Source organism: Rheinheimera texasensis, assembly GCF_964031785.1.
Lineage (GTDB): Bacteria > Pseudomonadota > Gammaproteobacteria > Enterobacterales > Alteromonadaceae > Pararheinheimera > Pararheinheimera texasensis_A.
Genome location: NZ_CAXIRE010000021.1, coordinates 73684 through 88569, shown reverse-complemented (window position 1 = coordinate 88569; position 14886 = coordinate 73684). Strand labels below are relative to the sequence as shown.

Annotated in this window: 17 protein-coding genes; 15 read left to right on the top strand and 2 right to left on the bottom strand. The window is 51.6% G+C overall.

From position 1 onward, the window contains the following. Positions 1-45: 45 nt before the first annotated feature. The 4 genes from ABNT34_RS11910 to ABNT34_RS11895 all read left to right on the top strand — a co-directional run bounded on the left by ABNT34_RS11910 (position 46) and on the right by ABNT34_RS11895 (position 3812). Positions 46-2079, top strand: a complete 2034-nt coding sequence (locus ABNT34_RS11910; RefSeq protein WP_348731889.1) for a replication endonuclease — start codon at positions 46-48, stop codon at positions 2077-2079. An 8-nt stretch (positions 2080-2087) separates the two neighbouring features. Beyond that, positions 2088-2789, top strand: a complete 702-nt coding sequence (locus tag ABNT34_RS11905) for a DNA adenine methylase (RefSeq protein WP_348731887.1) — start codon at positions 2088-2090, stop codon at positions 2787-2789. Between the two features lie 373 nt (positions 2790-3162). After that, entirely contained in the window at positions 3163-3429 is a 267-nt protein-coding gene (locus tag ABNT34_RS11900; RefSeq protein WP_348731886.1) for a hypothetical protein, read from the top strand. Positions 3430-3509: 80 nt separating this feature from the next. Then, complete coding sequence (locus ABNT34_RS11895) at positions 3510-3812, top strand: helix-turn-helix domain-containing protein (RefSeq protein WP_348731884.1); 303 nt, start codon at positions 3510-3512, stop codon at positions 3810-3812. Between the two features lie 162 nt (positions 3813-3974). Here ABNT34_RS11895 and ABNT34_RS11890 read toward each other — a convergent pair whose 3' ends face one another. Then, positions 3975-5012, bottom strand: a complete 1038-nt coding sequence (locus tag ABNT34_RS11890; protein ID WP_348731882.1) for a phage portal protein — start codon at positions 5010-5012, stop codon at positions 3975-3977. Next, complete coding sequence (locus tag ABNT34_RS11885) at positions 4994-6799, bottom strand: terminase family protein (protein ID WP_348731880.1); 1806 nt, start codon at positions 6797-6799, stop codon at positions 4994-4996. Before ABNT34_RS11885 ends, ABNT34_RS11890 begins: the two co-directional genes overlap by 19 nt. Positions 6800-6999: 200 nt before the next feature. Between ABNT34_RS11885 and ABNT34_RS11880 the strand changes: the two genes are divergently transcribed. The 11 genes from ABNT34_RS11880 (at position 7000) to ABNT34_RS11830 (ending at position 14876) form a co-directional block, all read left to right on the top strand. Next, positions 7000-7926, top strand: a complete 927-nt coding sequence (locus ABNT34_RS11880; protein WP_348731878.1) for a GPO family capsid scaffolding protein — start codon at positions 7000-7002, stop codon at positions 7924-7926. Between the two features lie 64 nt (positions 7927-7990). Beyond that, positions 7991-9013, top strand: a complete 1023-nt coding sequence (locus ABNT34_RS11875; protein ID WP_348731876.1) for a phage major capsid protein, P2 family — start codon at positions 7991-7993, stop codon at positions 9011-9013. Positions 9014-9101: 88 nt separating this feature from the next. After that, positions 9102-9698, top strand: coding sequence for a hypothetical protein (locus ABNT34_RS11870; RefSeq protein WP_348731874.1), 597 nt, complete (start codon positions 9102-9104; stop codon positions 9696-9698). Continuing rightward, positions 9614-10384 (top strand): phage terminase small subunit, encoded by a 771-nt coding sequence (gpM, locus tag ABNT34_RS11865; RefSeq protein WP_348733710.1) that lies wholly within the window; start codon positions 9614-9616, stop codon positions 10382-10384. The genes ABNT34_RS11870 and gpM overlap by 85 nt, the downstream gene beginning before the upstream one ends. Positions 10385-10490: 106 nt before the next feature. Then, entirely contained in the window at positions 10491-10952 is a 462-nt protein-coding gene (locus tag ABNT34_RS11860; protein ID WP_348731872.1) for a head completion/stabilization protein, read from the top strand. Then, on the top strand, positions 10949-11434 hold the full coding sequence (locus tag ABNT34_RS11855) for a phage tail protein (RefSeq protein ID WP_348731870.1): 486 nt from the start codon (positions 10949-10951) through the stop codon (positions 11432-11434). The genes ABNT34_RS11860 and ABNT34_RS11855 overlap by 4 nt, the downstream gene beginning before the upstream one ends. Beyond that, positions 11431-12084: a phage virion morphogenesis protein gene (locus ABNT34_RS11850; protein ID WP_348731868.1), complete on the top strand. Its 654-nt coding sequence runs from the start codon at positions 11431-11433 to the stop codon at positions 12082-12084. Before ABNT34_RS11855 ends, ABNT34_RS11850 begins: the two co-directional genes overlap by 4 nt. A 12-nt stretch (positions 12085-12096) precedes the next feature. Then, positions 12097-13200, top strand: a complete 1104-nt coding sequence (locus ABNT34_RS11845) for a DUF2586 domain-containing protein (protein ID WP_348731866.1) — start codon at positions 12097-12099, stop codon at positions 13198-13200. Positions 13201-13243: 43 nt separating this feature from the next. Further along, positions 13244-13693: a phage protein gene (locus ABNT34_RS11840; RefSeq protein WP_348731864.1), complete on the top strand. Its 450-nt coding sequence runs from the start codon at positions 13244-13246 to the stop codon at positions 13691-13693. Between the two features lie 65 nt (positions 13694-13758). Beyond that, positions 13759-14322 carry a pesticin C-terminus-like muramidase gene (locus ABNT34_RS11835; protein ID WP_348731863.1) on the top strand — a complete coding sequence of 188 codons (564 nt, stop codon included), beginning with the start codon at positions 13759-13761 and terminating at the stop codon, positions 14320-14322. Next, positions 14319-14876, top strand: coding sequence for a hypothetical protein (locus ABNT34_RS11830; RefSeq protein WP_348731861.1), 558 nt, complete (start codon positions 14319-14321; stop codon positions 14874-14876). The genes ABNT34_RS11835 and ABNT34_RS11830 overlap by 4 nt, the downstream gene beginning before the upstream one ends. Positions 14877-14886: the final 10 nt, after the last annotated feature.

The window sequence follows — 14886 nt, the reverse complement described above, 5'->3', positions numbered from 1 at the left end:
TGTTTTCTCTGCGTTAGGTAGTTTGATTAAGTCGGTGATCTGTCCATGCATTTAAGCCCAGTCCTTAACCGTGACCAAAAACGCTTTGTGGAAAAGATGCTGCGCGGGCTGCCAAAGCCAATGGTGCACAGCCTTTGGCCTTTGGCGCAGGCAGCAAAAGACAATCCAACCAAAGAGAACAACCTTGCTTTTCGCAAAGCAGCCAGCAAAAAGCGCCAGCAGTACGGGCGCAAATTGCTGTACCTGCAGCAGTTCAGAATTCCGGCAAAAGTAATCAATCAAAAAGACCGCACCAAAAAACTGGCCGACGAATTGGCCATGCTGTGTTTTGAGGACATGATTAAAACCGCCGAAGGTTTAACCGGTGACGATGACCACGAAATCCGCGTGGAAAAGGTGTATGAAACGGTCTGCAAACTCAGTCTGCAACGCCTGCCGCATGTCACGCCGCCGCTGTGGGGTATGGAAACCGACGTATTAGCCAAAGAATGCGCGCTGCTGCGCCTGCAGTGCCCGAAGTGGTGGCGCCGAAAGTTGCTTAAACTGCGCCGGCAGCATTTGGAAACCTTGGAAATCATCCAGGGTAATGTCGGCAAAGGCGTCAGCGCCTATGCCAGCAAACGCGCCATTGCGGAATTTGTTCGTGATAAAGCAGCGCAGCGCCGCTGGGCTGAATCGTTAACGCTGATCAACGAGTGCGGCGACGAACTGGCGCTGATCAATGCCATTGAAGCCAGTACCGCCAACCCAGAAAACGCCCGGGCAGAATTAATGAAACGCATCCGCGGCATTGAAGAGTGGGCGGAGGAAATCGGCTTTTCAGCGGTGTTTATCACAGTGACTGCGCCGGCAAAGTTTCACGCCAACGCGGCAAACTGGAACGGCAGCACCCCAAAAGACACCAACGCCTATTTGGTCGACACATGGGCCAAAGCACGGGCAAAGCTGAAACGGCTGGATGCCAAATATTTTGGTGTACGGGTATCAGAGCCGCACCAAGATGCGACGCCACACTGGCACATGATGTTGTTTGCACCAAAGCAGGATTTGAAAGCCATTTGCCGCTGCATCCGTTGGTACTTCTGCCAGGAAGAAATCGGCGAGTTAATGGACCGGTTTAAAAAGCGTAAGGCACTGAGCAAGTTATACCGCAGGGCGCGCCAGCAGTGGGGTTATCAAAAATCGCAAGGCAAGAAAGTCGCCGAGCCGCGCAAGTTTCACTACCCATTCCAGCCGCGCTTTGACGCGGAATATATCGATACCAGCAAAGGCAGCGCATCAGCCTATATCGCCAAGTACATCAGCAAAAACATCAACGGTTTTGAAGTTGCCGATCTGATTGACAGCGAAACCGGCAAAACGCTGGGTGACGGCGTGATGAACGTAAAAACGTGGGCCAGTGTCTGGAATATCCGGCAGTTTCAGTTTCAGGGCTGTGATCCGATCACGTCATACCGCGAAATCCGCCGGGTGCGCGAAGCCTTCACCGAAGAGCATCAAAAAGAGCTGGAACAATTGCGCGTGGCGGCTGAAAGCAACGACTTTGTAAATTTCATCAGAGCGCTGCGCACCATGACAACCGAAATAAAATACGAGGTCACGCCATACGGCAACGAATATGGCGAAGCGGTCAAACGAATAAAGGGTTTGCAAGCCGAAAAAGGCTTTGCCCTGACGCGACCGCATAAGTGGGAAATGCGTCGGAACGCTGTTAAGTCTGGCGCAGCCAGACAATCTTGGACTTGTGGCGTTAACTGTACGGACTCAAAATCGGCCGGAAATCAAAGCATAACGCCAAATCCACCGCCAAAATCCCATCTTTACGGGATTGGGCCGGAGGAAATGACTCTGTTGCAGCGAGGCTGTACGGTCAACATCGACGGCCAGCGCTGGAAATTGCGTTACGGCAACCTGGAACAAGTGCCGGAACCGCCGCACCCAAGCCAGCGCGTGAATTTTGTGGTACGTCGACGGAAGAAAAAGCCAGATTTGTCTATGGCACCTGGTGCCGGCACGAATAGTCAAATCCAACTTCAATCGAGCGCAGTCAAACCTGACTACGCTGGCCAGAATAGTTAGGGGTAGCTATGTCAGCAGCTGTTAGCTACTTAGGCGCAAAAAATGGCAGTGGCGTTTATCAGGCCATTATCAATCTGATGCCACCACATGAAACATATATCGAGCCGTTTTTAGGCACTGGCGCAGTGATGCGTCGGAAAGCGCCAGCCAAACGCAGTATTGGCATAGATAAAAACGAGCAGTGCGTAAACGGTTTTGACTATGGTGCACCGGAAATAGACGGTGCTGACTACGTGGTACCAGAATTATTTGTAGGAGATGCGTTCAGTTTTTTAGCTGATTTTGACTACGCTGCAGCTGGAAAAACCCTGATTTATTGTGACCCGCCATATGTGCACAGCACCAGAACAAGCAATGCCAGATATCAACATGAGTTAACGGATGCACAGCACCGAGAACTGCTGGAAATTTTGAAGCAGGTACCTGCGTTCGTGATCTTGTCTGGCTACAGAAACGACATATACGACAAAACATTAGCCGACTGGTGGAGTAAGGATTTTCAGGCCATGACCAGAGGCGGAGTTAGAACAGAGACAGTCTGGTGCAACTTTGAGCCAGGTAAAGTGCATTACCACCGCTATGCCGGTAAAAATGCCACTGACCGGCAAAGAATACAGCGCAAGGCTGCTCGATGGGCAAAAAACTTTTCAGAACTACCGCAACCGGAAAAACAAGCAATTCTTGCTGCGCTGTTAGCCAGCAGCGAGTAAAGGGGTAACTCATGCGGATATTGTGCACAGTGTGCGGCCAAAAAGCGGTGATCGGGAAAACTGACCGGCTCAGCGTAGCTGTTACAAACCTGTACTGTTCATGCAAGGATCCGGAGTGCGGCCACACTTTCGTTACCAACGTATCGTTTTCACACACCATCAGTCCATCAGCGAAGACGGCCACCGAAGTTGTCGCTGCGCTGGCCAGGGCGCTGTCACCAGAGCAACGCAAAAAATTGCAGCAGGAGCTGGCGTTTTGAATTGGTCAAAGAATAAACATAAAATTTCCTTGTGCGCATTGCGCACAACGCACAATTAGAGTATTATTCTTTTGTCGACAGCAATGCCGGCACTAACCTAAGAGGGACATTTTATGTTGATCATAGCTGATGATCCCTTCAGGCAGGCGCTAGTAGAACTACCTGAGAATGCAAAACGATATCTTGTTACCGCGTTACAAGAAATGATTGCGGCACCAACGATAGCGGACTTTGCAAACACAGGGCTGGAACTGATAGACGTGACGCTGGAAGGGTTTACTCTTCCAGTTAAGGAAAACTACCAAATGACTGTGGGAAGTCTGGTAGCCACCTTAACGGAAGACAATAAATTGAAAGTAACAATGACACGGTACTTTTAGGTGATGCGCCCGATAAGGGCGCTTTCACTCAGCTTAACATAAGATGTTTTAAATTCAACGGAGCAACACTGGAGAGGGGTATGGACAGAGAACTAACGCTAAGCGAACTGACGCAACTGACAAATGTCACGCCGCGTAACGCTGGCCTTTTTCTCGCCGACTTTTTAACCCGTAAAAGCCTTAGTGAGAATCAGGCCGCGCAAACGCTCGGCTGTGCAGCATCAACTGTAAACCGGTTGGTGAAAGGCGGTGATTTAACCGCAGATATGGCAGCAAAGATCCATCGGGCCTTTGGATTGTCAATCAAGATGCTGTTTAACTTGGAAGCTGATTACAAAACGTATCAGGCTGAAGAAAAGTTAAAAGGGCATCAAGCGGCGTAGTCTATAGACGCCGTTTAAAGGAGTGGATTAAAAATTCAAAAGGGAACGTTTAAACAAGGAAAGACTGCCATGGTGGCTCAATTAACATGATCGCTCATGTGCAAAGTAAAAAAGAGAAGCCCGCGCAATGCGGGCTTCGCTCATTATGGGACAAAGCGGTGATCAAACTGCCGGCGCTGCCTTTGCCTGCATATCAAACACCAGCCGTACATTTGCCGGCACTTCAGGATCACGAGCTACCGCATCCACCAGAATATTAATCAGTGGCTTGGTTTCACTTTCAAAATAAACTTCGTTGTATTTGGTCGGGTCGCCAAGGCCTGCGGTGTTGGTGGGGATCATACCGCCAAGGCCGGCGGGGAAGCGGTGAGCGTTAAACACATCCTGCGCGCTGACTGACTTCACCTGGCTAAATTCATCCTTACTTTCAAAGTTGCCGACCGGGATAATCTGAATGCCTTTCTCTTTGCCGTTCGGGATGTTTACAAACAGCGAATTGAAATTGCCGACGCCTTTTGAGTCCTGAATTTTTTGTTTCAGCTCTTTTTCGACCGCTGGGTCCAGGTTCGGATCAGTGGCATACAGAATAAAGCCCATGTGGGCGCCGTTGATGTAGTACTTACGGCGGAACAACGTGGCATCTTCGCTGAGCATGGCAGACTGCAAACCGCCTAGGTAATCAGGGCAGCCGTAAACCTGCTGCACAGTGTCGTAAATCCGGCACCAGATAATATCTTTGGGTTTGTAACGCTTAATTTGCCGATCGCGTTCCAGCACCGCACAGCCGCCGTCTTCGGTCACACGGGACCGGTAACTGGGCAGCGGAAATAGGCCAAGCACTTTGCCAAAGCCGTTGCGGATCTTTAGTAAAGCCACATCACCAAACTGGATCAGGTTTAAAAATGCAGAACCAATTTCCTGCGCACTCATACCGCCGGATTTATACCGCGCTGCCGCCATATTGGCGCGGCTTTGCAAAATGCCTCCATGCTGGGCATTGCGCCGTGGCAGGTTCGCCAGCAGGTGCCGGTCTATCGGCGGTTCCCAGTAATCGTCGTGCTGGTTGTAGTACAGAGAATCGTAGTCAGTCAGCCACATTTTCGGCATCACGGTTTCAGGCATGGAAAAAACCACGGTGCCGGGCTTTTTATCCTCTTCAGCAGTTAGCTGATCAGGGGCGGTTAGTTGGGTATCGACCATGAGGATTTCCTTTGATGTTCGTGGTTAAGGGGCTCGTTAATCACCGCGTGGGCGATGGCAAAAAATATGTCAGCGTGGCCGGTGGCGTTGTCCCGGCTGGCTTTAAAAGTAATGGCGCCGCCGCTGTCGGTGACGGTGCGGCGAATAGCCAGGCAGCTCATAGCCACGTCTTTGTGGGATGCATCCCATTCAATGCGGCCGCCCTCAATCACGTCGACCATTTTCAGTACCAGCCGCGTTTTACTCGATACGCTGTAGTGAATGGCTGTAGCTTCACGCGGGTACAGGGTGCTGATGGAATCGAAAACGCCGGAGCCAATACCGGTGGTATCCACGCCGATATAAGTCACACGATACTTGGCATAAATCTTTTGGATTTCGCTGACGTGGTGGGAGAAGTTCAGGCCGCGCCAGTAATGCTTTTCCAGTAGCCTGAATTTTTCGCCTTTGGTTTCGCCTGGTGCGACTACCGCCAAGGTTGCATTATCCCGGGTGCGGGATGGGTCGTAACCGAGCCACACTTCGCGGTTCCCAAATGGCCGGGGCGCAGCCGGTTTGTAGTCTTGCCAGCGGGCCGCGTCGACCATGCATTTTTCGAGATCTGCAAACTTAAATACGCTGTCGGCGTCATCGACAAACACACACATAAACAGGTTGGCAAAGTCATCGCCGTTGTATTCGTCGCGCAGTTCATCGATATCAAACAGTTCACAGCCGCCGGCTATGGCGTCTTCGATGGTAACCACATAGCGCCATTGCTTATCCGGACACAGCCGGCCGCCGTCGCGCAGCGCATCAAAGCTGGGGAACTCAATTTGTTCGCGGTCGGGTTTGCCTTGGCGCCAGTGGTCACCGGTCCAGAATGGGTACGCCGGGTGGGCTTTGGTCGATGGCGTGGAAAAGTAGGTTTTGCGCCAGTTTTTGTGGGTGGCCATCGCCGACGCCAGTTTGTTCAGGACGTCGAATTTACCGATCCAGAAGTATTCATCGATATAAACATGGCCGTGGTATGACTGGGCAGTTTTGCTGTTGGTACTGAGGAACCGCAATTCGGCATCGCCTTTGGCTGTGTGCAGCACAATCGGGTTACCGGTCAGTTCAATTTCAAAGAACTGCTGAGCAATGGCGATAATATAACTGCGAAATACCTCTGCCTGGCTGCGCGATGCCGAAAGGAATATCTGCGGTTCGCCGGTCAACGTGGCCTGTTCAAACGCCTCACCGGCAAAATAGTAAGTGGCGCCAATCTGTCGGCTTTTTAAAATGTTCCGGATCCGCTGCCCCAGATTCTGGTGCATCGTTTTTTGATAGCCAAACAGCGTATCGTGCCAGGTTGCAAAATCTTCGGCGGTTAATTCACTGACATCGTTTTTCTTTTTGCGGCCTTTGCGTTTGGCTCCGGGCTTTTCTGTGCTGTCCTGACCGCTGGCATTACTGCCGACATCGTTGCGTTTGTCGCTTTGCTGATGGCCAGTCTCTTCAGCGTGTGTTTTGCGCTCTGCATCAATCCGCTGTTTCTTTAGCCGGACATGCTGGTTAATCAGCATGTCCAGTTCTTTGATCTGGTTGCCGGTTTTATCTGGGATGTCAGTCAGCACCACGATGCGGCGCGCGATGGCCTCGTCTACTTCTTCCTCACGCAGCAAATCACGCCAGCCGTACTTATCGGCCCAAAAATACACAATGCGGTTGTTTGGCAGCCCTAGGTCGTCACGAATTTCGTCGGGCGTCCAGCGCTTCAAATACAGCCGTTTTGCTGATTCGCGGATTTCGGGAGAGTAGGCCATAAAAGCGGAAATTTGCCGGGTTAACTGACACAATACAGCTAGTGTATTGTCTGCAAAGGATGGGTTAACTAACTAATTTTCCTGCACATTCTGATAATTCTAAAATCGGAACCTCCAAGAACAACGCCCCGTGATTAACCATTTACAACGCCTTAAGCTTAAGGCCTCAAAGGTATTTTTCAGTTAAAACGAGCAGGCACATGGCAGGAAAACAAACTGGGTGGGTAATCGCAGCAACCGAAGGAGCAACAGTCGACGGCCGCACAATCACCAAAGAGTGGATCCAGCAAATGGCCGAATCTTATTCGACCGAAGAGTACACAGCGTTGATTTGGCCGGAACATTTCCGTTCCTCATGGGGACCGTTCGAAGGTAAGAACTGGGGCACTGTTGACGAAGTAAAAGCCGCCACCCATGGCGGGAAACTGCGCCTATACATCAAATTAACTGCCAACGATTATCTGCTGGCTGCCAACAAAGACGGCCAAAAGCTGTTTATGTCGATTGAACCAAACATCGACTACAAAGGAACGGGAAAAGCCTACCTGCAAGGCATTGCGGTTACAGACTCCCCAGCATCAACCGGTACCACGCGTTTGAAATTCTCAGTGGGCGAAAACGACTTTGATCACGAAGTCAGCCAACTGGAAGAGCTGTTAAGCACCGACTTCATCAAAGAACCAAACCAACAACATAAAGCCACGGAAAAGGGCTTGTTTGCCGAACTTGGTAAAGCCATTAGCGACGCCATCAAAAAATTTAATACGCCTGATCCGGCAACAGTCACCACCGAGGAAGAACCCATGACCAAAGAACAATTTGACGCGCTGATGGCTAAAGTCGGCGGCATTGAAAATAAGGTTTCAGAGATGGAAACCAAATTCAGCAAAGCACCGGAAGGTGATAAGCCGGCAGAAAAGCCTGCTGACAAAGTCGAAGACAAACCAGCGGATAAACCTGCCGACACAGGCATTACCGCTGAGCAGTTCAACCAACTGAATACCAGCCTGACTGGCCTGGTAGCAAAAGTTGACGGACTGGAAACCAAATTCAAAGAAATGAGCCAGGAAGCGCCGGGCCAAAAGCCAGACCCAGCGGGTGGTGGTGAAACGTACGCGGTCGTTTAATCGCTGACATTTGCAAAACGATCAGCACTTAAACCTTTGTAAAAATTAGCAGCGAGAGAACAAGATGAATTTAACTAAAGCCGCATTAGCCTGCGTAATGGCTTACAGCAGTCAGCTGGCCAAAGCCTACGACACTCCGGACTCCAGCAAACAGTTTGCTGTGACAGGTCCAATGGAAACCAAATTACGCGCCGCCATTCTGGATTCAGTTGAGTTTTTAAAACTGATCACATTAATGGACGTTGACCAGATTAAAGGTCAGGTCGTAAGTGTGGGCAATACCGGTATCGCCACTGGCCGGAGCGCTACAGGCCGTTTTACCACAGGCCAGGGCGTTGACGGCAACGACTACGAACTGAAAGAAACCGACTCATGCGCCTTTGTACCATGGGCAACACTGGCTGTGTGGGCGAACGCTGGCACAGAACGCGAGTTTATGCGGTTAATGAGTGAAAACGCCACGATGCGTTTTGCGTTAGACATTCTGCGCGTTGGTTTTAACGGCACATCTGCAGCCGCAACCACGGATCCAGTTGCCAATCCGTTAGGTCAGGACGTGAACAAAGGCTGGCATCAGCTGGTAAAAGAAAAAGCACCGGATCAGGTCATGACTGACCCTATCTACTTCAATCCGGATGAAACAGGTGTACTGGCCGCTGGCGAATATAAAACGCTGGATGCCATTGTTACCGAAATTAAGCTAACGCTCATTCCTGAGCAGTTCCGCAACGATCCGCGCCTGGTGGTGCTGGTGGGTAGCGACTTAATCGCCGCTGCACAAATCAAACTGATGAATCAGGCAGACAAGCCAACTGAGCGCGTTGCCGCCCAGATGATGGATAAATCTATCGGTGGCCTGAAAGCTTACACACCGCCATTTTTCCCAGGCAAACGCATCGTGGTCACCATGTTGCAAAACCTGCACTGCTACACCCAAAAAGGCACCCGGTCGCGCAAATCTGAAAACGTGGAAGACCGCAAACGCTGGGAAGACAAATACTGGCGCTTTGAAGGTTACGCGGTGGACGAATATCTGGCCTACGGCGCTGTAGATGAATCAGCGGTCAACATCGGCCCTAAACCTTAACCGGTAGCAGTAGCAACGCCAGGCGCTTGTTAGTGCCTGGCATTTTAACCGAACAATATTTAGCAGCAACAAACCAGCAGGAATCGCCATGAGTGCCATTGCAGACTTTAAAAAACGCCGTCAAGCGCAGCGCGAATTACAAAACAACACTGCCGGCGATGCCTCGGCCGAAACGCCAGTGCCGGAAAATGAAGCACTGCAGTTGCTGGCAGCCTTGCTGGGTTGTGATGCGCAAGAAGCACTGGAAGAAGGGCGCCAGGCAATTATCGACGGTTTTTATGTAGTGAAAATGAACGTTGATTTAGCCAGTGGTGATGACAAAACCGTTACTGCATATGTTCAAATATCTGCCAGCGGGGAAATTGAAAAAATCACCGTAGCAGAACCGCAAAACGACACAGTGACAGCGGATCTAGAACGCGCAGCCACAGACATTGAATCAAGCGCCAGCACCGTCGAAGGTGCGGCAGATGCAGTTTCAGGTGCAGCCGATCAAATCAGCAGCGCAGCGGGTGGGCTGGAAGACACAGCCAACCAGTTAGCGTACAGCGCTGAAGATATCGGCCAGGTAACTGCTGAATTAAAAGAGGCGACCGCTGAATTAAAAAAGCCGTTGGAGGCGCCAAAATCCTCGCGTGGCGGGAAAGCCGCACCGCGGAAAAGCAACTTGAAAAAGTCAGGCTAACCGGTAACGCGCAGCACGCGCCAAGCCTGCATTTACAGCTGATTGAACTGGATGCAGACCTCAAAAGGCTAAAAGCCTTTGACCGACGTGCGGACAAAATCGCCCATAAACGCGACGTGTTGCTGCCGAAGTGGCTGCCAATCGTCGAAGCATACCTCAATGAACGAAAGGAAAAAGACCATGAAAAAACTGTTACGGATCATCCCATTTTTGCTTATGTCACTGTCTGGCTTTTCGACATCGGCAATCTCGGCAGAGCCATCGAATTTGCCTTTACTGCAATTGAACTTGGCCAGCCAATGGCCGGCAGTATCCGCAGAAAATGGCCTGGTTTCATCGCAGACACTGTTTTTGATTGGGCAGAGCTGCAAGCTGAGCACGGCCACAGCATCGAACCCTATTTCGGCACCGTGTTTAACCGGGTGGTTGGGCAGTGGAAACTACCAGAACCCGTTACCGCAAAGTTTTACAAATTCGCCGGCCTTGCCTTATTACGGGCAAAAAACGGCGACATTGCCCCAAGCCACATTGGCGATGTCGACAGGCTTAAGCGAGCCGATCAGCTTTTAGAAAAAGCGGCGGAATTGCATAAGCACGCCCAGGTAAAAACGGTCAGAAACAAAATTGCCATGCGACTGCGGGCAATTGAAGAGTTAAACCGGCAGAGCGAAAGCGAGCCGGAGTAAAACAGGCTCCAACCCTCCAGTGCGCTAACTGAGTGTTTAGCAGGCGACTGCTAAAAACCACGTCGACGTTAACCGCACTGAACCTATTCAACTGCAAGGGCAAGACATGAGCGGATTTGGTTTTCAGTCACCGGCACAAGAAAGCATCGATATTGATGACGCAAGCGGCTGGCCAGTGCTGTCAACCTGCGAATTTCGTCAGCACCGCCGCATCCCTGAGTATTTTGAAGAAGCCACCATCGCTGACGCTATCAACCGCAGTGTCGCGGAGGTCCAGCAGCAAATAATTAATTTTGTTAGAAACGTCGGCACTGACACGGATGTCACTTTCACCCTGGGCATTGGCTTAGTTCCTGATTTCAGTGAACAGCAAATCAGCATTTACCGCGGCGCAGTATATGCCCGTTCGCATGCCGATTTGCTGGGTTATTTTTCCGCTGTAGACCAAAAAGAAGCCGGCAATAACAAAGCCACAGACACAGCACAACAAGATGCAATATTGGCGCAATCAAACCGTTCTGTGCGTTTGTTGCTAGGGCTTGGCCGTGCGGGGGTGCATTCGTTATGAGCGCCACCAAAACCCAGTTACAGCAGCTGACAGAGTTTCTGCTTTTGAGCATGAAGCCCTATGTCAAAGCCAACAACATTGATGCATGGCAAGAGGGCGGCACCCTGATTTTAAGCGGTGAAGATTTGGGCACCGGCTACCAGGTAGCGAAGTGGAAGTACAACGCCGTGATCGCCATCGAGAACTTTCCGCATCAGCAGGTTGACCCGTACAACCTGCTGGCCATGTTGGCCGCATTTTTACTCGATAGCGCATGGCCACGCGATGAACTTGGGCTTACAGACCCGACACTGGATATTGATCCAATCAGCGATGACAACGCCACGGTGATCATTGAAGTGGAGCTGCTGGATAACATTGACCTGATCCCGAATGCGAACGGCCCCGTGCTGTTTAACGGCAGTAGATACAGCGTGGCGCTGGTTGCAATCAACGTAGCAGAAGAAATCAACGTGCAGGTTGTGCCAGGCGGTGACGCATGAGCCTGATTATCACGCCGAACAAAGAACAGGCACTGAGCGCCAGCATGCAGCTGCAGTTGTTAAAGCTGCCGGCAGCAAAGCGGACACGCATTTTAAAAACGCTGGGGCGGTACGAACGCACACTGGCCCGCAAGCGCATTGCAAGCCAAACAACCACAGACGGTGAAGCGTTTGCCCCGAGAAGTAACGGTAAAAAAGACCGGATGTTAAAGCGGCTGGGTAAAACCTTAGAGCCCTATGTAAAAAACGCCAACCGGTTAGAGCTGAAACACAAGGCAGCGCTTACCGGCCGAATTGCGGCCATGCACCAGGAAGGCGGCAGCGAAAAAATGACCGCCAACAAAATGGCGCGAATTCACGGGCAGCCAGATTACAAAGCACCGTGCACCCGCCCACAGGCCAAGGCGTTATCCGCCGAAGGGTACAAAGTCAGAAAAGCCAATGGTAAGGGTTACCGCCGGGCCAGCCTGCGCGAAATTATGGAAACCCTAAGGCAAGGGCAGGCCATGTTGATCTTGCGCGAATTGCGCGACAAACCACAAAAACAGCGCTGGGACATTCCCGTAGCGGCGCGACCGTTCCTTGGTGATACGACCGACAACGTACAGCGGCAGTTGGTCAGCATCTTTGAACAAATTAACAGACAATAGAAGGGGCTGAAAATGTCACTAGGTAAGGTACAGGTAAACAATTTAAATCAAGGCCAGGGTGATATTACGGCCATTGAACGGCACTTCTTATTTGTGGGCCTTGCCGGCATTGAAGCCGAAGAAAGCCAGCTGTTCAGTGTTGGCGCCCAGACTGACTTAGAAGCAACGTTCGCGGATAGCCCGCTGCGTGATCAACTCATTGCAGCGCAGCTCAACGCTGGCCAGAACTGGACAGCGGCAGTGTACCCGCTGGCAGATGGTGAAAGCGTGTTTGATGCCATCACTGCAGCAAACGAAGTACAGAGCTTTGAAGCCGTGGTTTTTTGTGATGTGAGCACAACAGGCGCCGCGCTGACCGCTAAACACGGCTATCTGGAAAGCCTCAAAGCAAGCCATGGCAGATTTGTGTTTGGCATTGCGGCGCTGCCAGGCATTACTGCAGTGCAAACCTGGGCTCAGTACGAAACCGCCACCGTGGCAATTCAGGCTGGTATTGCAGCGCCATTAATTGTGCCGGTGCCATTGCTACACGGCAACAACGTGGGTGTGCTGGCTGGGCGTTTATGTAATCGGGGAGTCAGCATCGCAGATAGCCCAATGCGGGTGGCAACAGGCGCGGTATTGGGGCTGGGTGCTGCACCGGTCGACAGTTCAGAGAAGCCATTGACACTGGCCACGCTGGGAACACTGGCAAACGCGCGCCTAAGCGTACCTCAGTGGTATCCGGATCTGGCAGGCACTTACTGGGGCGACGGCAGCACGTTGGATGCAGCAGGCGGTGATTACCAATATATCGAGCATTTACGCCCGGTGCACAAAGCCAGCCGCGAAGTACGCATTTTAGCCATTCGCCGTATTGCGAACCGGGCGCTGAACTCAACGCCGGCAAGCATCCAATTAAACAAATCCTACTTCATGAAGCCGCTGCGCAATATGAGCAAAAGCACAGTGATTTTAGGTACTCAGTTCCCTGGTGAAATTCAGCCACCGCGTGATGGAGATATCAGCATTGTCTGGACCACCAACAAGGCAGTGACCATCTACATGGTGGTGCGGCCTTACAACTCACCGAAAGAAATTACCGTGAACATTCTGCTTGATTTAAGCAGCGTTTAACTTTTAGCCAGCTTCAGATTGAGCAGCGTGTAGGAGAAATAATATGCGTTTATCAGGCATGAATTTTAACGTAAATCTTGGCGATATCATGATCCATGTCGATACCGCCACTTTGTCCATTACCGACAACAGTGCGGTGAGCCAAACCAGCGGCGTCCCTGATGGCTATGTCGATGGCGACGTTGCAGCAAACGGTGAATTGAATGTCAATGCCAGCCAGTTTGCACTGATTTCGGCAGCAGCAAAAAGCGCTGGTGCGTGGCGCGCCATGCAGACGTTCGACATCATGTTCTATGGCAAAACCGCCAAAGACGAAGTGAAAGTTGAAGCGTTCGGCTGTCGCATCAAGCTGTCAGACATTCTGGATTTAGACAGCAAAGGCGGTCAGGCCAGCATGTTCAAAATCCCTTACGACGTCACCAGCCCGGACTTTGTGCACATCGATGGTGTGCCATACCTGCGTCCGGAAGAAATCGAGAATATTAAGCAATAACGCCGGCCAGCGCAGTCACCAATGACTGCGCTGCAGCTGTGCTCGGATATTAAAAGGCAATGGCCATGGCAGCAGTTGATTTTGGTTTTATCTCGTCATTAGAAGGTGGCCCGGCGCTCAATGGCTATGTGCCGGATCCGGAGCATTCCAGTTCGGGGGTAACGATTGCCACCGGTTTTGACCTTGGCTGTCGTAGTGACAGCGATTTAGTCGCGCTGCTGCCAGAGCATGGCGAACTGGTCGACAAGCTGGCCATTTACTGTGGCCACAAACGCAATAAAGCACTGGCCGTACTGGTCAACAGCCCGTTACGCATAACCGAAAATGAAGCACAGGTGATTGATAGCGCGGTGAAACAACAGCTGCTCAACCAGCTGCAGCAGCGGTACGACAGCGCATCAGAAACAGGCTTTGCCCTGTTACCGACTGCCATGCAAACGGTGATCGCCTCCGTCGCGTTTCAATATGGCGATTTAGCCAGGCGCTGCCCTACGTTCTGGCGTGCAGCGGTAGCGGGTGACGCTGTAGCCATGATCCGGGAGCTGAATAACTTCGGCGACAGGTACGTAACCCGCCGCCAACGCGAAGCGAGTTATCTACAACAACACTGCAAAGCGGGGACCGTATGAACTGGAAAGATATCGCAAGCACCGTCGGAAGCATTGCCGGTTCCGTGGCCCCGTTACTGGGTGGCCCTGCTGGCTTGGCCGTGAGTATCGGCAGCCAAATCGCCGGCGCACTGGGTACTGACAACAGCCCTGAAGCAGTGTCAGCAGCGCTGAAAAAAGACCCGAATGCCGCGTTAAAGCTGCAGGAATGGGCCGCGCTTGAACGGGAGCAGATCCGCCAAAGCCATGTTGAACTGCAAAAAATCGCATTGGATGAATACAAAGCAGAACTGCAGGACCGGCAGCAGGCGCGGATCATCCATAAAGACCACTGGATGCCATCAGCCATCACCATCTTTTTGCTGTTGATGTTGGCTGCTCAGATGGCAGTGCTGTTTTACATGCCAATACCGCCCGAAAACCGCGATTTGCTGGTGTACCTGTCGGGTAACTTCCTGCCGTTCGTCTCGGCCGCGGTGTACTACTGGGTGAGTTCAACCAAAGACGCCAGCGAACGGGAAAAAACCTTAAGCATGGGCACTGCAACGCAGGCGCCAACTGGCCAGCAGAAGTAAGGACGCATGC

What these genes read in the sequence shown, in the direction of transcription:
- ABNT34_RS11910 (WP_348731889.1), top strand. Translation starts at nt 46, where the DNA reads ATGCATTTAAGCCCAGTCCTTAACCGTGACCAAAAACGCTTTGTGGAA.
- ABNT34_RS11905 (WP_348731887.1), top strand. Translation starts at nt 2,088, where the DNA reads ATGTCAGCAGCTGTTAGCTACTTAGGCGCAAAAAATGGCAGTGGCGTT.
- ABNT34_RS11900 (WP_348731886.1), top strand. Translation starts at nt 3,163, where the DNA reads ATGTTGATCATAGCTGATGATCCCTTCAGGCAGGCGCTAGTAGAACTA.
- ABNT34_RS11895 (WP_348731884.1), top strand. Translation starts at nt 3,510, where the DNA reads ATGGACAGAGAACTAACGCTAAGCGAACTGACGCAACTGACAAATGTC.
- ABNT34_RS11890 (WP_348731882.1), bottom strand. Translation starts at nt 5,012, where the DNA reads ATGGTCGATACCCAACTAACCGCCCCTGATCAGCTAACTGCTGAAGAG.
- ABNT34_RS11885 (WP_348731880.1), bottom strand. Translation starts at nt 6,799, where the DNA reads ATGGCCTACTCTCCCGAAATCCGCGAATCAGCAAAACGGCTGTATTTG.
- ABNT34_RS11880 (WP_348731878.1), top strand. Translation starts at nt 7,000, where the DNA reads ATGGCAGGAAAACAAACTGGGTGGGTAATCGCAGCAACCGAAGGAGCA.
- ABNT34_RS11875 (WP_348731876.1), top strand. Translation starts at nt 7,991, where the DNA reads ATGAATTTAACTAAAGCCGCATTAGCCTGCGTAATGGCTTACAGCAGT.
- ABNT34_RS11870 (WP_348731874.1), top strand. Translation starts at nt 9,102, where the DNA reads ATGAGTGCCATTGCAGACTTTAAAAAACGCCGTCAAGCGCAGCGCGAA.
- ABNT34_RS11860 (WP_348731872.1), top strand. Translation starts at nt 10,491, where the DNA reads ATGAGCGGATTTGGTTTTCAGTCACCGGCACAAGAAAGCATCGATATT.
- ABNT34_RS11855 (WP_348731870.1), top strand. Translation starts at nt 10,949, where the DNA reads ATGAGCGCCACCAAAACCCAGTTACAGCAGCTGACAGAGTTTCTGCTT.
- ABNT34_RS11850 (WP_348731868.1), top strand. Translation starts at nt 11,431, where the DNA reads ATGAGCCTGATTATCACGCCGAACAAAGAACAGGCACTGAGCGCCAGC.
- ABNT34_RS11845 (WP_348731866.1), top strand. Translation starts at nt 12,097, where the DNA reads ATGTCACTAGGTAAGGTACAGGTAAACAATTTAAATCAAGGCCAGGGT.
- ABNT34_RS11840 (WP_348731864.1), top strand. Translation starts at nt 13,244, where the DNA reads ATGCGTTTATCAGGCATGAATTTTAACGTAAATCTTGGCGATATCATG.
- ABNT34_RS11835 (WP_348731863.1), top strand. Translation starts at nt 13,759, where the DNA reads ATGGCAGCAGTTGATTTTGGTTTTATCTCGTCATTAGAAGGTGGCCCG.
- ABNT34_RS11830 (WP_348731861.1), top strand. Translation starts at nt 14,319, where the DNA reads ATGAACTGGAAAGATATCGCAAGCACCGTCGGAAGCATTGCCGGTTCC.